This window comes from Caballeronia sp. GAFFF1, assembly GCF_023630705.1.
Classification (GTDB): domain Bacteria; phylum Pseudomonadota; class Gammaproteobacteria; order Burkholderiales; family Burkholderiaceae; genus Caballeronia.
This window is the reverse complement of record NZ_JALQEM010000054.1, coordinates 1-536: the sequence shown is the minus strand read 5'-3', so window position 1 is coordinate 536 and position 536 is coordinate 1. Positions and strand designations below refer to the sequence as shown.

1 protein-coding gene is annotated in these 536 nt (G+C 60.1%); it reads left to right on the top strand.

Annotated features, from left to right (window positions below):
- The coding region (locus NCR37_RS28270; RefSeq protein ID WP_284507059.1) for a citrate/2-methylcitrate synthase at positions 1–536 on the top strand (536 nt) is incomplete at both ends.

The window sequence follows — 536 nt, the reverse complement described above, 5'->3', positions numbered from 1 at the left end:
GAGCACGAGTTCAACGCGTCGACCTTCACGAGCCGCGTGATCGCGGGCACGGGATCGGACATGTACTCGGCGATTACCGGCGCAATCGGCGCGCTGCGCGGCCCGAAGCACGGCGGCGCGAACGAAGTCGCATTCGAGATTCAATCGCGCTATGAGACGCCCGACGAAGCGGAAGCCGACATCAAGCGTCGCGTCGAGAACAAGGAAGTCGTGATCGGCTTCGGGCATCCCGTTTATACGATCTCCGATCCGCGCAACAAGGTCATCAAGGAAGTCGCCAGGTCGCTGTCGAAAGAAGCGGGCAATACCAAGCTCTTCGATATCGCGGAACGCCTCGAAACGGTGATGTGGGACGCGAAGAAGATGTTCCCGAATCTCGACTGGTTCAGCGCGGTGTCATATCACATGATGGGCGTGCCGACTGCGATGTTCACGCCGCTCTTCGTGATCTCGCGTACGTCGGGCTGGAGCGCGCACATTATCGAGCAGCGCATCGACAACAAGATCATTCGGCCGAGCGCGAATTACACGGGGCC